The 15,679-nt window shown below is 61.4% G+C and carries 15 protein-coding genes; 2 read left to right on the top strand and 13 right to left on the bottom strand.

Features of this window, described 5'->3' with window-relative positions; all coding sequences use genetic code 11:
- Positions 1 to 14: 14 nt before the first annotated feature.
- Positions 15 to 1,301, bottom strand: a complete 1,287-nt coding sequence (locus GMET_RS10805) for a hypothetical protein (RefSeq protein ID WP_004513061.1) — start codon at positions 1,299 to 1,301, stop codon at positions 15 to 17.
- A 58-nt stretch (positions 1,302 to 1,359) separates the two neighbouring features.
- Entirely contained in the window at positions 1,360 to 2,931 is a 1,572-nt protein-coding gene (locus GMET_RS10800; RefSeq protein ID WP_004513062.1) for a benzoate-CoA ligase family protein, read from the bottom strand.
- 328 nt (positions 2,932 to 3,259) lie between these two features.
- Here GMET_RS10800 and GMET_RS10795 point away from each other — a divergent pair, with 328 nt between their 5' ends.
- Both GMET_RS10795 and GMET_RS10790 read left to right on the top strand, forming a co-directional pair.
- Positions 3,260 to 5,113: a bifunctional acetyl-CoA hydrolase/transferase family protein/GNAT family N-acetyltransferase gene (locus GMET_RS10795; RefSeq protein WP_004513063.1), complete on the top strand. Its 1,854-nt coding sequence runs from the start codon at positions 3,260 to 3,262 to the stop codon at positions 5,111 to 5,113.
- A gap of 8 nt (positions 5,114 to 5,121) precedes the next feature.
- Positions 5,122 to 6,174 carry an MBL fold metallo-hydrolase gene (locus GMET_RS10790; protein ID WP_238378911.1) on the top strand — a complete coding sequence of 351 codons (1,053 nt, stop codon included), beginning with the start codon at positions 5,122 to 5,124 and terminating at the stop codon, positions 6,172 to 6,174.
- Positions 6,175 to 6,229: 55 nt separating this feature from the next.
- Here GMET_RS10790 and mocA read toward each other — a convergent pair whose 3' ends face one another.
- The 11 genes from mocA to GMET_RS10735 all read right to left on the bottom strand — a co-directional run bounded on the left by mocA (position 6,230) and on the right by GMET_RS10735 (position 15,664).
- Positions 6,230 to 6,838: a molybdenum cofactor cytidylyltransferase gene (mocA, locus tag GMET_RS10785; protein WP_004513065.1), complete on the bottom strand. Its 609-nt coding sequence runs from the start codon at positions 6,836 to 6,838 to the stop codon at positions 6,230 to 6,232.
- Entirely contained in the window at positions 6,838 to 7,620 is a 783-nt protein-coding gene (yqeC, locus tag GMET_RS10780; RefSeq protein WP_004513066.1) for a selenium cofactor biosynthesis protein YqeC, read from the bottom strand. Before yqeC ends, mocA begins: the two co-directional genes overlap by 1 nt.
- 10 nt (positions 7,621 to 7,630) lie before the next feature.
- Positions 7,631 to 8,437, bottom strand: coding sequence for a selenium-dependent molybdenum cofactor biosynthesis protein YqeB (yqeB, locus tag GMET_RS10775; RefSeq protein ID WP_004513067.1), 807 nt, complete (start codon positions 8,435 to 8,437; stop codon positions 7,631 to 7,633).
- A 6-nt stretch (positions 8,438 to 8,443) separates the two neighbouring features.
- The gene (locus tag GMET_RS10770) at positions 8,444 to 9,205 is read right to left on the bottom strand and encodes an XdhC family protein (RefSeq protein WP_004513068.1); all 762 of its coding nucleotides are present in this window, start codon (positions 9,203 to 9,205) and stop codon (positions 8,444 to 8,446) included.
- 21 nt (positions 9,206 to 9,226) lie between these two features.
- On the bottom strand, positions 9,227 to 11,533 hold the full coding sequence (hcrA, locus tag GMET_RS10765; protein ID WP_004513069.1) for a 4-hydroxybenzoyl-CoA reductase subunit alpha: 2,307 nt from the start codon (positions 11,531 to 11,533) through the stop codon (positions 9,227 to 9,229).
- A 12-nt stretch (positions 11,534 to 11,545) separates the two neighbouring features.
- The gene (locus GMET_RS10760; RefSeq protein ID WP_004513070.1) at positions 11,546 to 12,061 is read right to left on the bottom strand and encodes a (2Fe-2S)-binding protein; all 516 of its coding nucleotides are present in this window, start codon (positions 12,059 to 12,061) and stop codon (positions 11,546 to 11,548) included.
- A gap of 12 nt (positions 12,062 to 12,073) precedes the next feature.
- Positions 12,074 to 12,943 carry an FAD binding domain-containing protein gene (locus GMET_RS10755; protein ID WP_004513071.1) on the bottom strand — a complete coding sequence of 290 codons (870 nt, stop codon included), beginning with the start codon at positions 12,941 to 12,943 and terminating at the stop codon, positions 12,074 to 12,076.
- 83 nt (positions 12,944 to 13,026) lie between these two features.
- Positions 13,027 to 13,440: a MarR family winged helix-turn-helix transcriptional regulator gene (locus GMET_RS10750; protein WP_004513072.1), complete on the bottom strand. Its 414-nt coding sequence runs from the start codon at positions 13,438 to 13,440 to the stop codon at positions 13,027 to 13,029.
- Positions 13,441 to 13,520: 80 nt separating this feature from the next.
- The gene (locus tag GMET_RS10745; protein WP_004513073.1) at positions 13,521 to 13,721 is read right to left on the bottom strand and encodes a twin-arginine translocase TatA/TatE family subunit; all 201 of its coding nucleotides are present in this window, start codon (positions 13,719 to 13,721) and stop codon (positions 13,521 to 13,523) included.
- Between the two features lie 83 nt (positions 13,722 to 13,804).
- Entirely contained in the window at positions 13,805 to 15,247 is a 1,443-nt protein-coding gene (locus tag GMET_RS10740; protein WP_004513074.1) for an aldehyde dehydrogenase family protein, read from the bottom strand.
- 18 nt (positions 15,248 to 15,265) lie between these two features.
- Positions 15,266 to 15,664 (bottom strand): pyridoxamine 5'-phosphate oxidase family protein, encoded by a 399-nt coding sequence (locus tag GMET_RS10735; RefSeq protein ID WP_004513075.1) that lies wholly within the window; start codon positions 15,662 to 15,664, stop codon positions 15,266 to 15,268.
- Positions 15,665 to 15,679 lie beyond the last annotated feature (15 nt).

Below are 15,679 nucleotides of genomic sequence, written 5' to 3'. Positions count from 1 at the left end.
AGCAATGCATTCTTCTACTTGGCCATGGCTTCAAACCCTGCCTGCTCGTCAGCGGGGAGGGGGATGTCCTCGGGTACGCTCAGGGGCACTTTGCGCACCAGGGGCCATTTATCGAAAAAGGTGTTCAGGAAGAGGAGGGTCATCAGCAGGGCGAACTGCCCCGCCAGGATCCCCAGCGGCGGAACGCCCATGCCGAGGTCGTTGGCGCCGTAGGGGATCAGCTTGAAGGTTTTCAGCCAGATGACCCCATAGACCGTGCCGCCGATGGACCATATCGCTATCCTGCAGCATACCCTGGCGGCGGTATTGGGAACCAGCGCGGCGCTCGGGTAATCCTCGAACAGGTGGTGCCAGGCCAGCATGAAGACGATCACCGACAGCTCCAGGGATGCCGCCACCGCATCCAGGGGCGGGCCGCTTACCAGATTGAGGGGGGCGATGATCCCCTTTATGATCGGCGGCATGACAAAGCCGGCGGCAAGCGCGATGGCAAAGCCGATAATCCCCATCAGCGGCTGCTTCCGGGTGAACAGCTTCATGGGGTAAAGCTCTCCCCCTTCCACCGGCATGATGGCAAAGATAACGTACGCCTGGCAGAATGCGGCGAATGCCGGCCAGTTGCCGAAGGGTGGGGCGACGATCTGCTCTCCGCCCAGGGAAAGCTTCATCCAGCTCGGAACGATCATCGCCATCCAGACGATGAAGGTCACCGCGATCCCCATGGCAATCACGCCGAAGCTCTCGACGGGCTTTTCGGCCTTTCCGGCAAAGGGCCATTTCTGCAGCAGGGAAACCAGCGGGATCTGGGCGATAATCACCGCCAGGGCATAGAAGTTGGATGCTTCCCAGGCCTCAAAGGCCATGGCTACATCGGCGGCGGTCCGGGGGACGAACATGATCGCCAGGCTGAACGGTTTCCACCAGATCCCCATGAAGCTGATGAGCGCCAGAAAGGCTCCCGCCCCCACCAGCCACCCCACGATGGTATAGTAGATGCCGGCCCAGGGCTGTTTTTCGGTCAAGGAGGTCTTGCCGTAATTCCCCATAACCAGAGTCAGCCAGATCCAGCTGTTGATGGCCGTCCAGAAGAAGGTTCCCCTGGCCACGGCACCGATCAGCTGGCCGGCTTCCTTGGGTTCCGCGGCGCTGAGGCCGGGGCCTGCGAGGATTCCGTACAGCGCCTTTACCGTGAGGGACCAGGCAGGCCACAGAAAAGCCGCGACGATGAAACTCAGTGCCAGAGCGGCGAAACCTGTTGCCAGTTGACCCTTGAACATTCTTCTGACTGCGTATTTCTCCATCCCGTACCTCCTTGGCAGGTAGTGCATCGAGTGTGTTCGTGACGATCAGGCCCCTGATTCAGGCCACGTGCTGCAACTCTTCCTTCTGGATCATGGTGCGCAGTTCGAAGCGTTTGATCTTGCCGGTGGCGGTCTTGGGGAGTTCATCGATGAACCGTATCCAGCGCGGGTACTTGTACATCGCCAGGGTGGTCTTCACATACTCCTTCAACTCGTTCTCCATCTCCGGCGATGGCTGATGCTGGGAATTGAGGACCACGAAGGCCATGGGCTTGATCAGGTTGTCCTCGTCAGGGGCGCCGATGACGGCACACTCCAGGATGGCGGGGTGTCCGATCAGGCAAGACTCAACCTCGTTGGGCGACACCCAGATCCCCCCCACCTTGAGCATGTCGTCGGAGCGGCCGGCGCAGTGGAAATAGCCGTTTTCATCGCAGACATATTTGTCGCCGGTATTTATCCAGTGCCCCATGATGGTCTGCCTGGTTTTCTCATGCTTGTTCCAGTAGAGGGCCGTGGCGCTGTCACCCTTGACCAGGAGCGTGCCGATCTCGCCGGCCGGGAGATCGTGCATGTTTTCATCCACGATGCGGGCCTCGTAGCCGGGGACGACCCTCCCGGAGCTGCCGGCGACGATTTCGCCGGGCCTGTTGGAGATGAAGATGTGGGCCATCTCGGTGGAGCCGATCCCGTCGAGAATGTCCAGCTGGAAGCGTGCTTTCCAGCGGTGGATGTAGGCTGCCGGCAGGGCCTCGCCCGCGGAGACGCACAGCCTGACGCCGTTCATGCTCCCTTCTTCCTCAAGCATCTGGCCGTAGAGGGTGGGAACGCCGAAAAACAGGGTCGGACGGTGGCGGCGCACCGTTTCATAAACATTGGCCGGGGTCGGCCGCAGCGGCAGGTACACGGCGGTTGCCCCGACACAGAAAGGGAAGTAGATGCCGTTCCCCAGGCCGTAGGCAAAGAACAGTTTCGCGGCCGAGAAAAATACGTCGTTTTCCTTGATGTCGAGCACTTTTGCCCCGTAGGTCTTGGCCGAATAGACCATGTCGTGCTGGAGATGGACCGTCCCCTTGGGTGAGCCGGTGGAGCCGGAGCTGTAGAGCCAGAAGCAGGCGTCGTCGCGGCAGGTGGGGGCGGTTTCAAGCTCCGTGGGCTGGGGGGCGCACAGTTCCGCCAGGCTCAGATCGCCTGCCGGGGCGGAGCCGTTGGCCACGATGACATGCTTCAGGAACTGCAGGTTGCGGCGAATGGGCTCGATCTGGTCAAGGAGCAGCGCATCGACAACCAGGACCCGCGCCCGGCTGTCGTTGAGGTAGAACTGGAAATCCTGGGGACGGTTCATGGTGTTGAGGCAGATGGGAACCGCCCCGATCTTGATGGCTCCGAAAAATGCCTGGGGGTAGACCTCCGTATCCAGCAGAAGGAGGGCGACGCGCTCTTCCATGCGCACATCCAGGGATTTCAGGGCGTTTCCGAAGCGGTTGACCCCTTCCTGCAGCTGCCGGTAGGTGAGGGAGCGCTCCTCGCAGAGAACGGCGAGCTTGTCGCCTCTCCCCTCGCGGATGTTGCGGTCGATGAAGTAATCGGCGGCGTTGAAGGTTTCGGGCAGGTTGAGATTGTAGGGCATTGTGGACCTCCGGCAGCTTGTGGTTAAGGTGTTAATTTGATAAACAGTGTTTTGCAGATACTGGACCAAGTGAAATGATACGAACCGTCAAATTTACAACATGCTGAAATATTGGATAAAATATGCAAAAAATAGGTTTTGTAACTAAAAACGGCGTTATGTAATTTGTGATATTGGCTCATTGGGTGTAATGTTCTGATGAGTGATGTAAAAAATTGATGAAATGTGAGAACGTGTACGGGCATCCGATTGGTTCCGGCAGCACGTCCCGAGGCGGGGTGGTCTGGTTGCGGTACTACTGAAAGGGACGTTTTCAAACGGGGAGAGGATGAACAACCAACTTGTTGAGCTGTACAGACAGAAGCTGACAACGGCTGATGAGGCGGTGGCACGGATTCAATCCGGTTGGCGCGTGTTTGTCGGGTCGGGCTGCGCCGCGCCGTTGCAGCTGGTGGCCGCCCTGAACCGAAACGCCGGCAGGCTCCATGACATCGAGCTGATCCAGCTACTCGCCTTCGGTTCTGCCGATTACATTACCGAGCGGAATACCGGTCATCTTCGCCACAACTCGTTCTTCATCAGCGAGGATATCCGCCAGGCGGTCTGCGACGGGCGGGCGGACTACACGCCGATCTTCCTGAGCGAGATCCCGGCCCTGATCCGCCGCGGCCGGAGGGGGAATCATGCGGCGCTGTTGCAGGTGTCCCCCCCTGACAGCCACGGTTACTGCAGCCTCGGGGTCAATGTGGATATCCAGCGGGCGGCGCTGGACCGGGCCCGGCTGGTGATTGCCGAGGTGAACCCCCGCATGCCGCGCACCTGCGGCGACACCCACATTCACCTGAGCCGCTTCGATTGCCTGGTGGAAACGGACTACCCGATCCTTGAATCCGCTGCCAAGGAACCGGATGAGGTGGAGCTGCAGATCGGCTACCACATCTCGCGGCTGGTGGAAAACGGCAGCTGCCTCCAGATGGGGATCGGCACCATTCCCAGCACGGTCCTCCGGTTCATCGCCGACAAGCGGGATCTCGGCATCCACACCGAGATGTTCAGCGACGCCCTGATCCCCCTTATCGAGGAGGGAAACATTACCAACCGCCTGAAGAGCGTTCATCCCGGCAAGACGGTCACCAGCTTTGTCATCGGCACCCGCGCGCTTTACGATTTCGTTGACGGCAACGTGGGGGTTGAATTCCATCCCTCGGATTTCGTCAACGATCCCCGGGTGATCTGCGCCAACGACCGGGTGGTGGCCATCAATTCGGCCCTGCAGGTGGACCTGACCGGGCAGATCTGCGCCGACAGCATCGGCTATACCTTCTACAGCGGCATCGGCGGCCAGGTGGATTTCGCCCGCGGTGCGGCCATGAGCCGGGGAGGTAAACCGATCATCGCCATCCGCAGCACCGCAAAAGGCGGGGGGATCAGCCGCATCGTCCACCGGATCGACGACGGCGCCGGCGTTGTCACCAGTCGCGGCGACGCCCACTACGTGGTGTCCGAGTACGGTATCGCCTATCTCCACGGGAAAACCATCCGCGAGCGGGCCCTGGCCCTGATCTCCATTGCCCACCCCGATTACCGGCGGGAGTTGCTGGAGTTCGTCAAGCAGAAGCATTACGTCTATGAAGATGAGCAGGTATGGCAGCAGGCGCTCAATCGCTACCCGAAGGATTTTGAAGAGAGAAGGGCGTTCGGCGGGACCATGATGCTGGTCCGACCCCTCAAGGCCACCGATGAGCGTTTGCTCCAGGAGTTCTTCTACAGCCATAATCCCGAGACCATTTACAATCGCTATTTCGGGCCGAAACTGCAACTGGCCCATCGTGAGGCGGCGAAACAGGTCTGCGTGGACTACAGCAGTCGCATGGCGCTGGCGGTGTTCCGGCAGGAGGATGATGCCGAGTCCATCGTGGCGGTGGCGCGCTATGCCGTCGACCCCCTCACCAATATGGCTGAAACGGCGGTGGTGGTCCATGAGGAGTATCGCCGCCTGGGCCTGGCTCATCACCTCCTCCGCCAGTTGGAGCGCCACGCCGCCGGCCAGGGGATCGACGGCTTCTATGCGGAGATCCTGCCGACCAACGAGGCGATGCTTGCCTATCACCGGCGGTTGGGGCATTCTCTGACCTATTCCGACGAGACCGATACCTACCGAATGGAGTACCGATTCAAATGATGCTATCCATGACCTTTCCGTATTCTCCTCCCCACTCGGATGGCGAGCTGGTGGAGATTGGCCCTGATGTCAGATGGCTGCGCATGCCGGTGACCTACGCCCCTGACCACGTGAATATCTACCTGGTGCGGGTTGCGGGAGGGTGGCTCATTGTGGACACGGGGCTCGATTCGCCCGAGGCGCGGAGAATATGGGAGGAGGTATTTTCCGGGCCCCTTGCCGGTGAAAAGGTGGTGGGGGTGTACTGCACCCATTACCACGTGGATCACCTGGGGCTGGCCGGCTACCTGACGGAGCGCTGGCGGGTTCCCCTCTTCATGACCTACGAGGAGTATTACACCCTGCTGGGGTGGCCGGACCTTCCCCAAGAGGTGCCGTGGCAGCATGTCGAATTTTTCCAACGGGCAGGCTTCCCGCAGGAACTGTTGCCCCAGACGCTGGTGATGTTCGACTTTGCCCGCGAGATATCCCCCATGCCTCTCTCCTTCGTCCGTTTGCAGGATCGCAGCCACCTGCCGCTGGACGAGGAGTGGCAGGTCATTGTCGGCCGGGGACATTCCCCCGAGCATGCACTGCTGCTTTCGAAGGTGCGTAAAATTCTCATCTCCGGGGACCAACTCCTGCCGAGCATCTCCACCAACGTCTCGGTCAGCGTCATGAATCCGGAGGACGACCCCCTCAGCCATTGGCTTGCATCTCTCGACCGTCTCGCGACAATCCCCGACGACGTCCTTGTGCTCCCGGGGCACGGGCTCCCCTTCCGCGGGGCGAGGAAAAGGGTCGCGGAGTTACGGGGTCATCACCGGCGCCGGTCCCAGGTGATAGTGGATGCCTGTGCCGGCAGTGAACTGTCCGCTTATGAGCTGGTGAAGGTGCTCTACTCCTTCTCATTGGGGGACTTTGATCTGCAGCTGGCGCTGGGGGAATGCCTTTCCCACGTGCGCTATCTGGCGTGCCGCGGCAGGCTGGAGGCGAGGCTCGATGGAGAAGGGATCAACCGCTACCGCAGTGTCAGGGGGGTGCGAGCTGTCAATGGCGGTGCTGGTTTTTGTCGTGACTGACAAGTGTGGCCGGGGTGCTTAAGAGGGTTCGGCGGCAATGAGCGGGGAGTTGGGCTTACACCGCGGGGAATTCCCGCAACAGGCGGAGGTAATCCTCCTCCGTATCCAGATCGAAGAGGATAGCCGGGGTTCGCACGTCGATGCTGCGGATATCATCGCCATACTCCCGGAAGAGCCCCCTGGCGCCGCGATCTCCGCTCAACGCCTCGATGCGGGGGAAGGTCTCCCGGCTGAAGAGGACCGGATTTCCCCTGTGGCCTTCAAAGGTGGGGATGACGATGGGGGAGGGGAAGTCGGCGAAGGCGGCGATGAGAAGGTTGATGGTGTCGGCGGTGACGAGGGGTTGGTCGCCCAGGAGAAAGAGGGCGGCATCGGTCTCTTCGGTCATCGCCCCCAGGCCCGCCTTCAGCGACGAGCTCTGACCCTCACCGTACAAGGGGTTTACGACGGTTGTGACGCACCGGTGCCCAAGAAGCGGCATGACGGCCTCCGCCTCGTGGCCGAGCACCACGACAACGCGGTGGAGGCGTGAGGCAAGGGCATTGTCGACGACACATTCCAGAACGGTCCGGCCCCGGAAGGGGAGGAGCTGCTTTGGCCGCCCCATGCGGGTGCTCTTGCCGGCGGCGAGGACAATCCCGGCAACCCTGGGACGGGCCTCCATTACTCTCCCCTCGGATAGACCCGGTGCAGGGTGATCTCCTGCCGCAGTTGCCCCACGATGACCGCTTCGGCAACGGAAGGCGCGATCTCCTTGAGCTGGAGCGCGACTTCCCCTCCCTTTTCCTGCAGTTCGGGCGTATCCGCCTTGTTGAGGAAGATGAAGCGGCGCGCTTGGGGCGGAGCCCCTTTGAAGCCCCCTGAAGGGTGCGCCAGAAGGCGCGCCAGGGCCGGCACGGTTATGGTTTCGCCCTGGGGGATCTGCATCAGTTCCCCCGCCAGTTCCGACCGGAAGACCATCTCCTCCCCCAGGGGCCTGCCAAGCACCTCAAGCCCGGCCAGGGCGACGACAATGGTGCTGTTGCCGGGGATGACCGGCTCATGGGCTGCCGGTGCCTTCAGCGGCTTCCGGGCCGCGCCGTCGGCTTCCACGACGACCCAGTCGAACTCTCCCGAATCCTCGAAGGTGCGGATCGCTTCACGGGGAAATCCCTGCAGTTTTTCGGTATGGGGGATATGGCCGGCTGCCGCCGAAACATGCACGCCGGGGCCGGGATGGGCTTTGGCATGGCGGAGGATGACCTGCGGGTCCTGGGAGATGAGGAGCGTCCTTGACTCCTCGACCGAAGGGGCGAGGATCTTGGTGGTGGTCGTTGTCAGAACCCTTTTGCCGGAGTAGGCCAGTTGTCTGGCAAGGTGGAACATGAGGCTCGTTTTGCCGCCTCCGCCGGTGATGCTTATCACTCCCGCAGGTCCGATACCCACTATTTCGGCGAAATTTTCCATGGTCCATGGCTCACTGGTTGTAGACGGTAAGTATCGCTTCCAGCACCGACCCGCCAAGGGCGCGGGCCTTCTCCGAAATGGTATGGCAATAGGCCGTATCCCCACGGGGATCGATATCGCCGATCTTGAGGCCGGTCGTGACATGGGTGCCGGGCCGTATCAGCCCCCGCAGGATGCCGTCGATGGAAGCCGTAACCGTGTTGGTGCCGACGATGCCGACCACATCCCCCTTGCTGACCTGGTCGCCGATCACCTTTTCGGTCGTGAAGTGGCCGTCGGCCGGCGCGCGGAGAACCCGCTCCCTGGTATAACCGCCGATGTTGCCGGGGATGCCGGTGTTGGGCTCCGCCTCGCCACAGGCGATAAGCCGCCCCAGATTGTGGCCCCGGTTGGTTTCAATCACCAGATGGCAGTCCCTGCCGGCAAAGAAGCCGGGACCCAGGGCGATCACGAGCGGCGCGTCGGTGATGGCAATGCCGAGATTCCGCTTGGCTATCGTTGCATCGATGAGGATGTCGGGTTCCATGCGGCGCACGGCATCCCCTTGCGGGTCGGCCAGCAGGGGAATTTCCCCCTTTCCCCAGGCATCGGCCAGGGCGGATCCGTTTTCGATCCTGACTGCCTCTATCCCCTCCACCGATTTCCTGCCGTTATGGATGGCTTCGCAGAAGGAAACCCCCCGTCTGACCGCGAGAGGGGAAGGGGCTTCCAGCATGAGGATACGCCGGAACCCTGACCGATGGAGCCGGCAAGCCACACCGGTAGCCATTTCTCCCGCTCCCTTCATGATGATGACGCGTTCCGTCAACCGTTTCATGGTGGTTCACTCCCGCCCGTAGTAGGTGGAAAGAAGCTGGCTGGCGATGCTGATGGCGATTTCCCGGGGCGAGTTGCCGCCGTTGTCGTGACCGATGGGGCACCGGACCGCGGAGAGGTCCAGCCCCTTTTCCTCCAGGTTGCTCCGGACCTTTGCCCACTTGGCTTTGCTGCCGATCATCCCCACGTAGCGGGTGGGGTTCGGCAGCACCTCTTCCAGAACCTGCTGATCCAGGGTGCCGCTGAAGGTCTGGATGGCGACGAAGGTCCGCTTGTCGCACCAGATGGCTTTTTCGATGAAGTCGCTGTAGTGGCGCTGGTGGCGGATGACGCTTCCCGGCAGGTTGGGGGCGTTAATCCACTCCTCCCGCTCGTCGATGAGATGGATGCGGAAGGGGGTTCCGTCGAGGATCTGGCAGAGGGACTGGCCGATATGCCCGGCGCCGAAGAGGTGGAGGACCGGGTTGTCGTTGATCACTTCCATATAGAACTCCATGGTGCCGCCGCAGGCGGGGAACTCTCCCCGCTGCTTGAGGGGGACGCTGCTCGTGGTGCTCTGCATGGTCTCGAAGCAGGCGCGGGCATCTTCCAGCGCGTAGTACTCGGGAGTCCCGCCCCCCACGGTGCCGTAGAAGGTCCCGTCGGGAAGGACGATCATCTTTGCCCCGTGCTTGCGCGGCGTGGAGCCGCTGCTCTTCGTCACCGTCACCAGCACCGCCAGCTGGTTGCTGCGTCGCAGTTCATCGAGTTTTCCGATCCAGTCCCACATGGCTGACTCCTGCTGCCGTTTTTATGCCGCCTTGGTCTCTTCCCGCTCCCGCTTTTCCTTCAGTGCCCGCCAGACCTTCTCGTAGGTGAGCGGCAGACTGTTCACCCTGACCCCCATGGCGTCGAAGATGGCATTGCTGAACATCCCCAGGGTAGGGTTGGTGGCCCCTTCGCCCACTTCCTTCACCCCCCACGGCCCGGTCGGTTCGTAGCTGTTCACCACCTCCGACTGGATGGGGGGCATGTCCACGGCGGTGAGGAGCCGGTAATTGGCCAGTTCCGCATTCTTGATCCGTCCCTTGTCGTCGAAGAGCACCTCTTCCCAGACCGATTCCCCCATCCCCATGTAGAGGGCGCCGTGGACCTGGCCGTGGAGCAGCCGCGGGTTGATGACCTTGCCGCAGTCGTGGACGTCCCAGATGCCCACCACGGTGATTTCTCCCGTTTCCTCGTCGATGGAAACCTCTCCCACCTGGGCGCCGAAGCTGTAGGCGGGCGACGTGCCGACCGCGGCCCCCTTGAAGCTTCCGCCAAGTTTCGGCGGCGTGTAGGCGCCGCGTCCCAGGAGCGGGCCCTTGAGGACGAAGTGTTTCCGTGCCACTTCCTCGAACGTCAGTGTCTTCCCTTCCCGCGACTTGGAGAAAATAACCCCTTCCGCGCACTCAAGGTCGTCGGCAGGGAGGGAAAGCATGGTCGACGCCAGGTCGAGGAGCTGCTTCTTGACCTCTTCCCCCGCCTGCTTGACGGCCGCCCCTGACATGTAGGTCTGGCGGCTGGCGTAGGCGCCGAAATCGAGCGGTGTGATCTCCGTGTCGGCGGCCACGATCTTCATCTGCTCGTAGCGATACCCCATGGCCTCGGCCGCCATCTGACAGAGAATGGTATCAGATCCCTGGCCGATGTCGACAGAGCCGGTGTAGAGGGTGGCTGCGGTGCCGTCCTCATGCACCTTGATGAAGGCGGCGGCGTGGGGGAGGTCGGTGCGGTAGATGGGGTACCCCGCGCCGGTGACGAAGCTGCCGGTGGCGACGCCGATGCCGCGTCCGTGGGGGAGGTTTTTCTTTTTCTCGTCCCAGTCCGAGATCTGCCGGACCTGTTCCAGGCACTCCCGCATCATGCAGGAGTTGACCCGGAAGTCATTGGGGGTGACGGTGTCGGGACGGCGGGCATTGCGGATCCGGATGTCCATGGGGTCGATCCCCAGGTCGGCGGCCACGTTGTCCAGATGGCTCTCGAAGGCGTACTTGGGCTGGGGAGCGCCGTGGCCCCGCTGGGCGCCGCAGGCGGGGAGGTTGGTGTAGACCCGGAACATGTCGAACTGGTAGTTGTCGAATTCGTAGGTCATGGGAAGGAGCGCGCCGGCGTAGTAGGCGCTGGCGATCCCGAGGCTCGTGTAGGCGCCGCCGTCCATGATGAAGTTGGCCTTGGCGGCCAGGATCTTGCCGTCCTTGTCCACCCCGGTGGTGATCTCCATGTACTGGGCGTGGCGCCCCCGGTTGTGGGCAAACATTTCGGCCCGGTCGTAGAAGGTCCGCACCGGCCGGCCGGTCCGCTTCGCCAGCACCGCTCCGGCAAACTCCAGGCCCGTGGGCTCCAGCTTGCCGCCGAAACCTCCCCCCAGGTATGGCTTGATGATCCGCACGTCCCCCATGGGCATGCCGAACTCCCGGGCGATGTAGTACTGGAAGTAGTGGGGGGACTGGGTGCTGGAATAGATGGTGAGTTTTTCCCCTTCCCACATGGAGATGGCGGAGTGGGGCTCGATGGGGGCCTGATAGGTCCGCTGGCCCACGAAGACGTCGGTACGGACATGGTGGGCCTCTGCCAGGGCCTTTGCCACGTCGCCGAACTCCTGGTGAATCTCGGTGTTGATGTTCCGCTCGTACTCCTCGTGGACCAGAGGCTGCCCCTCGTCCATGGCGTGACGGAAATCGAGCACTGCGGGGAGCTCTTCGTATTCCACCTTGATGAGCTTCATGGCCCGGTAGCAGGTATCCTCGTCTACGCAGGCGACCGCCGCCACCTTGTCGCCGACGAAGCGCACCTTGTCGATGCAGAAGATGTTTTCGTCCCACCGGGCCGGGCTCAGGCCATACTTCAGCTCCGGCACATCCTTGTGGGTGATGACCGCCTTCACCCCCGGCAGCTTCTCCGCCTCGGAGGTGTCGATGGAGATGATCCTGGCGTGGGCATGGGGGCTGGTGAGGATCTTGCCGTAGAGCATGTTGGGGAACTTGAGATCCCCGGTATACTTTGCCGCGCCGGTTACCTTCTCGGGCCCGTCGATGCGGGGAACGCTGCGGCCGATGACTTTATGATTGTCGCTCATCTGTTGTTCTCCTTAATGCTCGGCCGGCGCAGTTCGCCCTTGGGATGCGGCCAGAACGGCCTCGACGATATGAACGTAGCCGGTGCAGCGGCAGAGATTGCCGGCAATGGCCTCCCGAACCTCCGGTTCCGTGGGATGCGGGTTGCGGGTCAGAAGTGCCTTGGCGGAGAGGACCATGCCAGGGGTGCAGTAGCCGCACTGCACGGCGGCGTGGTTGATCATGGACTCCTGAATGGCGTCCAGTGCCCCGTTGGCGGCAACCCCTTCGATGGTGGTGATCTCCCGGCCGTCTGCCTCAACGGCCAGCATCAGGCACGAATCCACCGGTTTGCCGTCCAGCAGAACGGTGCACGAACCGCAGTCCCCCAGCTCGCACCCCTTCTTGGTGCCGGTCAGGTCCAGGTGGTCGCGCAGCACATTGGTCAGGATGGCGTTTCCCTTTACCAGCACGGTCTTCGCATCCCCATTCACCTTCAGGGTGATCAGGTAACGCTTCACTCCGTCTTTGTCGGTTATTGACTGCAACATATATTTACCTCCTTACGAGTGGCCTTCGTCGATTGCTTTGCGCAGCGCCCGTTTGGTGAGCACTCCGACCAAGTTCCGGCGATATTCGGCGGAACCCCGGATGCTGTCCCGGGGACGGCTTTCCGCCGCTGCCTCCTCCCCGGCTTCGGCCAGCAATTCGTCGCTGATCTTTTTCCCCCTCAGCCGGTCCTCTGCCTTCCGAGCGCGCATTACCGTTGGCGCCGCCGAAGCGAGAACGATCCGGACGTCTTCCAGGATGTCACCTTTCACCGTAACCGACACCGCTACCCCAACAACCGCTAGAGCACCGGAGCGGCGCAGGCCGAATTTCATGTAGGTGCTCCCGGTGGTCGGCTGGTCCGGGATGGTGATGTCGGCCAGCAACTCGCCCGGAGCGATCACCGTCTCGGCCGAGCCATGGAAGAAGTCTTCCAGGGGCATGGTTCGCTCCCCTTTGCTGGAAACCAGCCGTATCGAGGCGTTGAGGGCAATGAGGATCGGAGGGAGGTCGGCGGAAGGGACGCCGTTGACGATGTTACCGCCCACGGTTCCCATGTTGCAGATCTGGTTGGAGGCCATGGTGTGGGCCGCCATGGGGAGGGACAGGTAGCGTTTCTGGAGCAGACGCGAGGTGTAGATGGCATTGTGGCTGGTCAGGGCTCCCATGACGATGCCGCGCCCCGGCTCGTGGCTGATGGTGCGAAGGTCGTCCAGGTTTTTGAGCGATACCAGATGCCCCGGCGCCAGTTTACCCACCTTCATCTTGTGGAGGACATCGGTTCCCCCGGCCAGGACCGTGGCCTGTTCTCCCAGTTCGTCCAGGAGCGCGCAGGCCTCGGTCAGAGTCTCCGGAGTATGGTACTCAAAATCGGGCATGTACATGGTGTATCTCCTCACATTGATGATGGTCCTTGCCCTATGCGGATATCTTGTATGCAAGGTGTTAGGTTAAAAGAAAATCATTCTTATTCCCGGAAATCCCGAAGGAACCGTTTCATCAGAAGTTTTTCCTCAAGGGAAAAGTTCCGCATGAGCTCATCGTTTGTTCGTTCAATGCTTGCTGACAGCTCCGGAATGGCCGCCGCTGCCTTCTCCGTCAGATAGACCCGCGCCACCCGGGCGTCCTGGGAGTCGGTCTCGCGCCTGACCCAGCCGGCCGTGACCATGCGGTCGAGAATTCCCGCAAGGGTGGCGGTATCCAGGGCTATGCGCCGGCCGATCTCTCCCACCGAAAGCCCATCCTCCTCCATGAGGGCCTCCAGAAAAAGGCACTGCATGGGGGTGAGACCAAAGGGGAGAAGGTGTCCCTTAAGGGCTCCCTGGGCCCGTTGATGGGCCTTGGCGATCAAGAATACTATGTGGTCCCGATATGAAATCATCTCAATAAATCCTCTTGCATACAAGATAACCGCAAGGGGAGGTCATGTCAACGGGAAATAGTGAAAAATAAAGCATTATGTTAGATTTTTTCGTGTCTTTCGGCGGTTTCATGATTTTCTTTGTTCTGGCGATTTACAACCGTCGGCTCTTCCGTCCCTTTTCGGAAGTTTCTGATGGCCCCCCCCAATGCCGAGCCCAGTTGGGGAAGCTTTGCCGGTCCGAAGACCACGAGCGCGATGACCAGCAGAATGATGATTTCCGGCATGCCGAATCCAAACATGATGAGCCTCCCTCAAGAGGAGCTTCCGGAGAGGCGCGTTGCCGCGCTCTCTCCTGGCTCCGTTGTTGTGTTTCGTCAGTCTTCTAGAAGGGGAATTGCCGTTTGCCCATCTGCACGGTAATCCACTTCACCTCGGTCATCTCCTCCATGGAATAGTGGCCGCCTTCGCGTCCGACGCCGCTGTCTTTCACGCCGCCGAAGGGGACATGGGGCTCGTCGAAGATGCTGCTGTCATTGATGTGGACCATGCCGGACTCAAGCCGCAGCGACAGATCGAAGGCCTTCTGCAGGTCGTTGGTGATCAGGCCGGCGGAGAGGCCGAAGGAGGAGTCGTTGGCCAGGGCCAGGGCCTCTTCGCTGTTGGCGGCCTTGATGACGCAGACGACCGGGCCGAAACTCTCCTCGTCGAAGATGCGCATCTTCCTGGTCACGTCGGCCACGATGGTGGGCTGATAGAACGCACCTTCCGACCTTCCTCCCGAGAGAACCCGCGCCCCGTCGGCCAGGGCGTCGTGTACCTGGGAGTCGATGAAGGCGCACTGCTTGGCGTCGATGAGGGGGCCGATGACCGTGTCGGGCTTGTGGGGGTCGCCCATCTTGAGCCCTTTGACTTTTGCCGTCAGTTTCTCGCAGAACCGGTCGTAGATGTCTGCTTCGACGATGAGCCGTGAGTTGGCCATGCAGACCTGTCCCTGGTGGAGGAAGATGCCGAACACGGCGGCGTCAACCGCATAGTCGATATCCGCATCCTTGAGCACGATGAGGGGGCTTTTCCCGCCCATTTCCAGGGTGATCTTCTTCTGGTGGCGCCCCGCGACCTCGGCCAGCTGTTTTCCCACGTCCGTGGAACCGGTGAAGGTCACCATCCGGATCCTCGGGTCCTCCACCAGGGTATTTCCCAGGGTGCTCCCCTTGACGGGGATGACGTTGAGGACCCCCTTAGGAAGACCGGCCGCCTCGAACAGTTCGGCGATCTTCAGGCCGATGACCGGCGTCGGCGAGGCAGGCTTGAGGACGAAGGTGTTGCCGGCGGCCAGGGCCAGTGCGACTTTTTTCATGGCCAGCAGGAACGGGAAGTTGAAGGGGGAGATCCCCGCGATGACTCCCAGGGGCCTGCGGACGCTCATGGAAAAGAGGCCCGGGGCGTCGGAGGGGATCGTCTCGCCGAAGATGCGCCGGCACTCACCGGCCGCGCTCCGGAGCAGGGTGACGACAAAAGAGGACTCGAACATCGCCTTGCCGAAGGTGGCGCCACCTTCCTCGATGAGCACCTCTGCGAACTCGGGAATCCGCTCTTCGAGAATGGCGGCGGCCTTGATCAGGATCGCCTCCCGCTGGGCCGGCACCGTTTTCCCCCAATCTACCCGGGCGCGATAGGCGGAGGCGATGGCTTGTTCGATATCATCACGGCTCGCCTGGTGCACCTTGGCATACACGTCGCCGGTGGCCGGATTGATGTCGTCGGCCATGGTGCCCGTGGAGGAGGGCACCCATTCTCCGTTGATGAAAAGTCTGTATTCTTTCATGGTTATCCCTTTCTGGGGTCAGAATTCAAAGTTCTTGGGCGGTTCGGTCAGACTGTTAACGGATGCCGCGCCGTGCTCCAGGTAAAACACCTTGAAGAGCGGGTTGTCAGGCGTCTGATAGATATCTTTGAGCATGGGATAGTTGGCGAAGCATTTCTCCCTGCTCTTGATATCCTCGTCGAATGTGATCTCGCCGCCGATTCTCAGCCAGCGCATCTGTTCATCGGTCCTGGTGAATTCGATGAACGGCGTCTCGGTCAGTTGCCGGTAAACCTCTTTGTTGCTGGCCGTGCAGAAATAGAATCGACCGTTTTCTTCATACATGAAGGCAAAGGGCCTGACCCGGGGTTTGCCGCCGGCCACCGTTGCCAGGCTGCCGTAACAGGGGGCGGGAAGCATATCGAGGACTTCTTTCATGGCACCCTCCATCCC

The sequence above is a fragment of the Geobacter metallireducens GS-15 genome (genome assembly GCF_000012925.1).
Lineage (GTDB): Bacteria > Desulfobacterota > Desulfuromonadia > Geobacterales > Geobacteraceae > Geobacter > Geobacter metallireducens.
The sequence above is the reverse complement of the archived record's forward strand: the minus strand, read 5'-3'. Positions and strand labels throughout refer to the sequence as shown.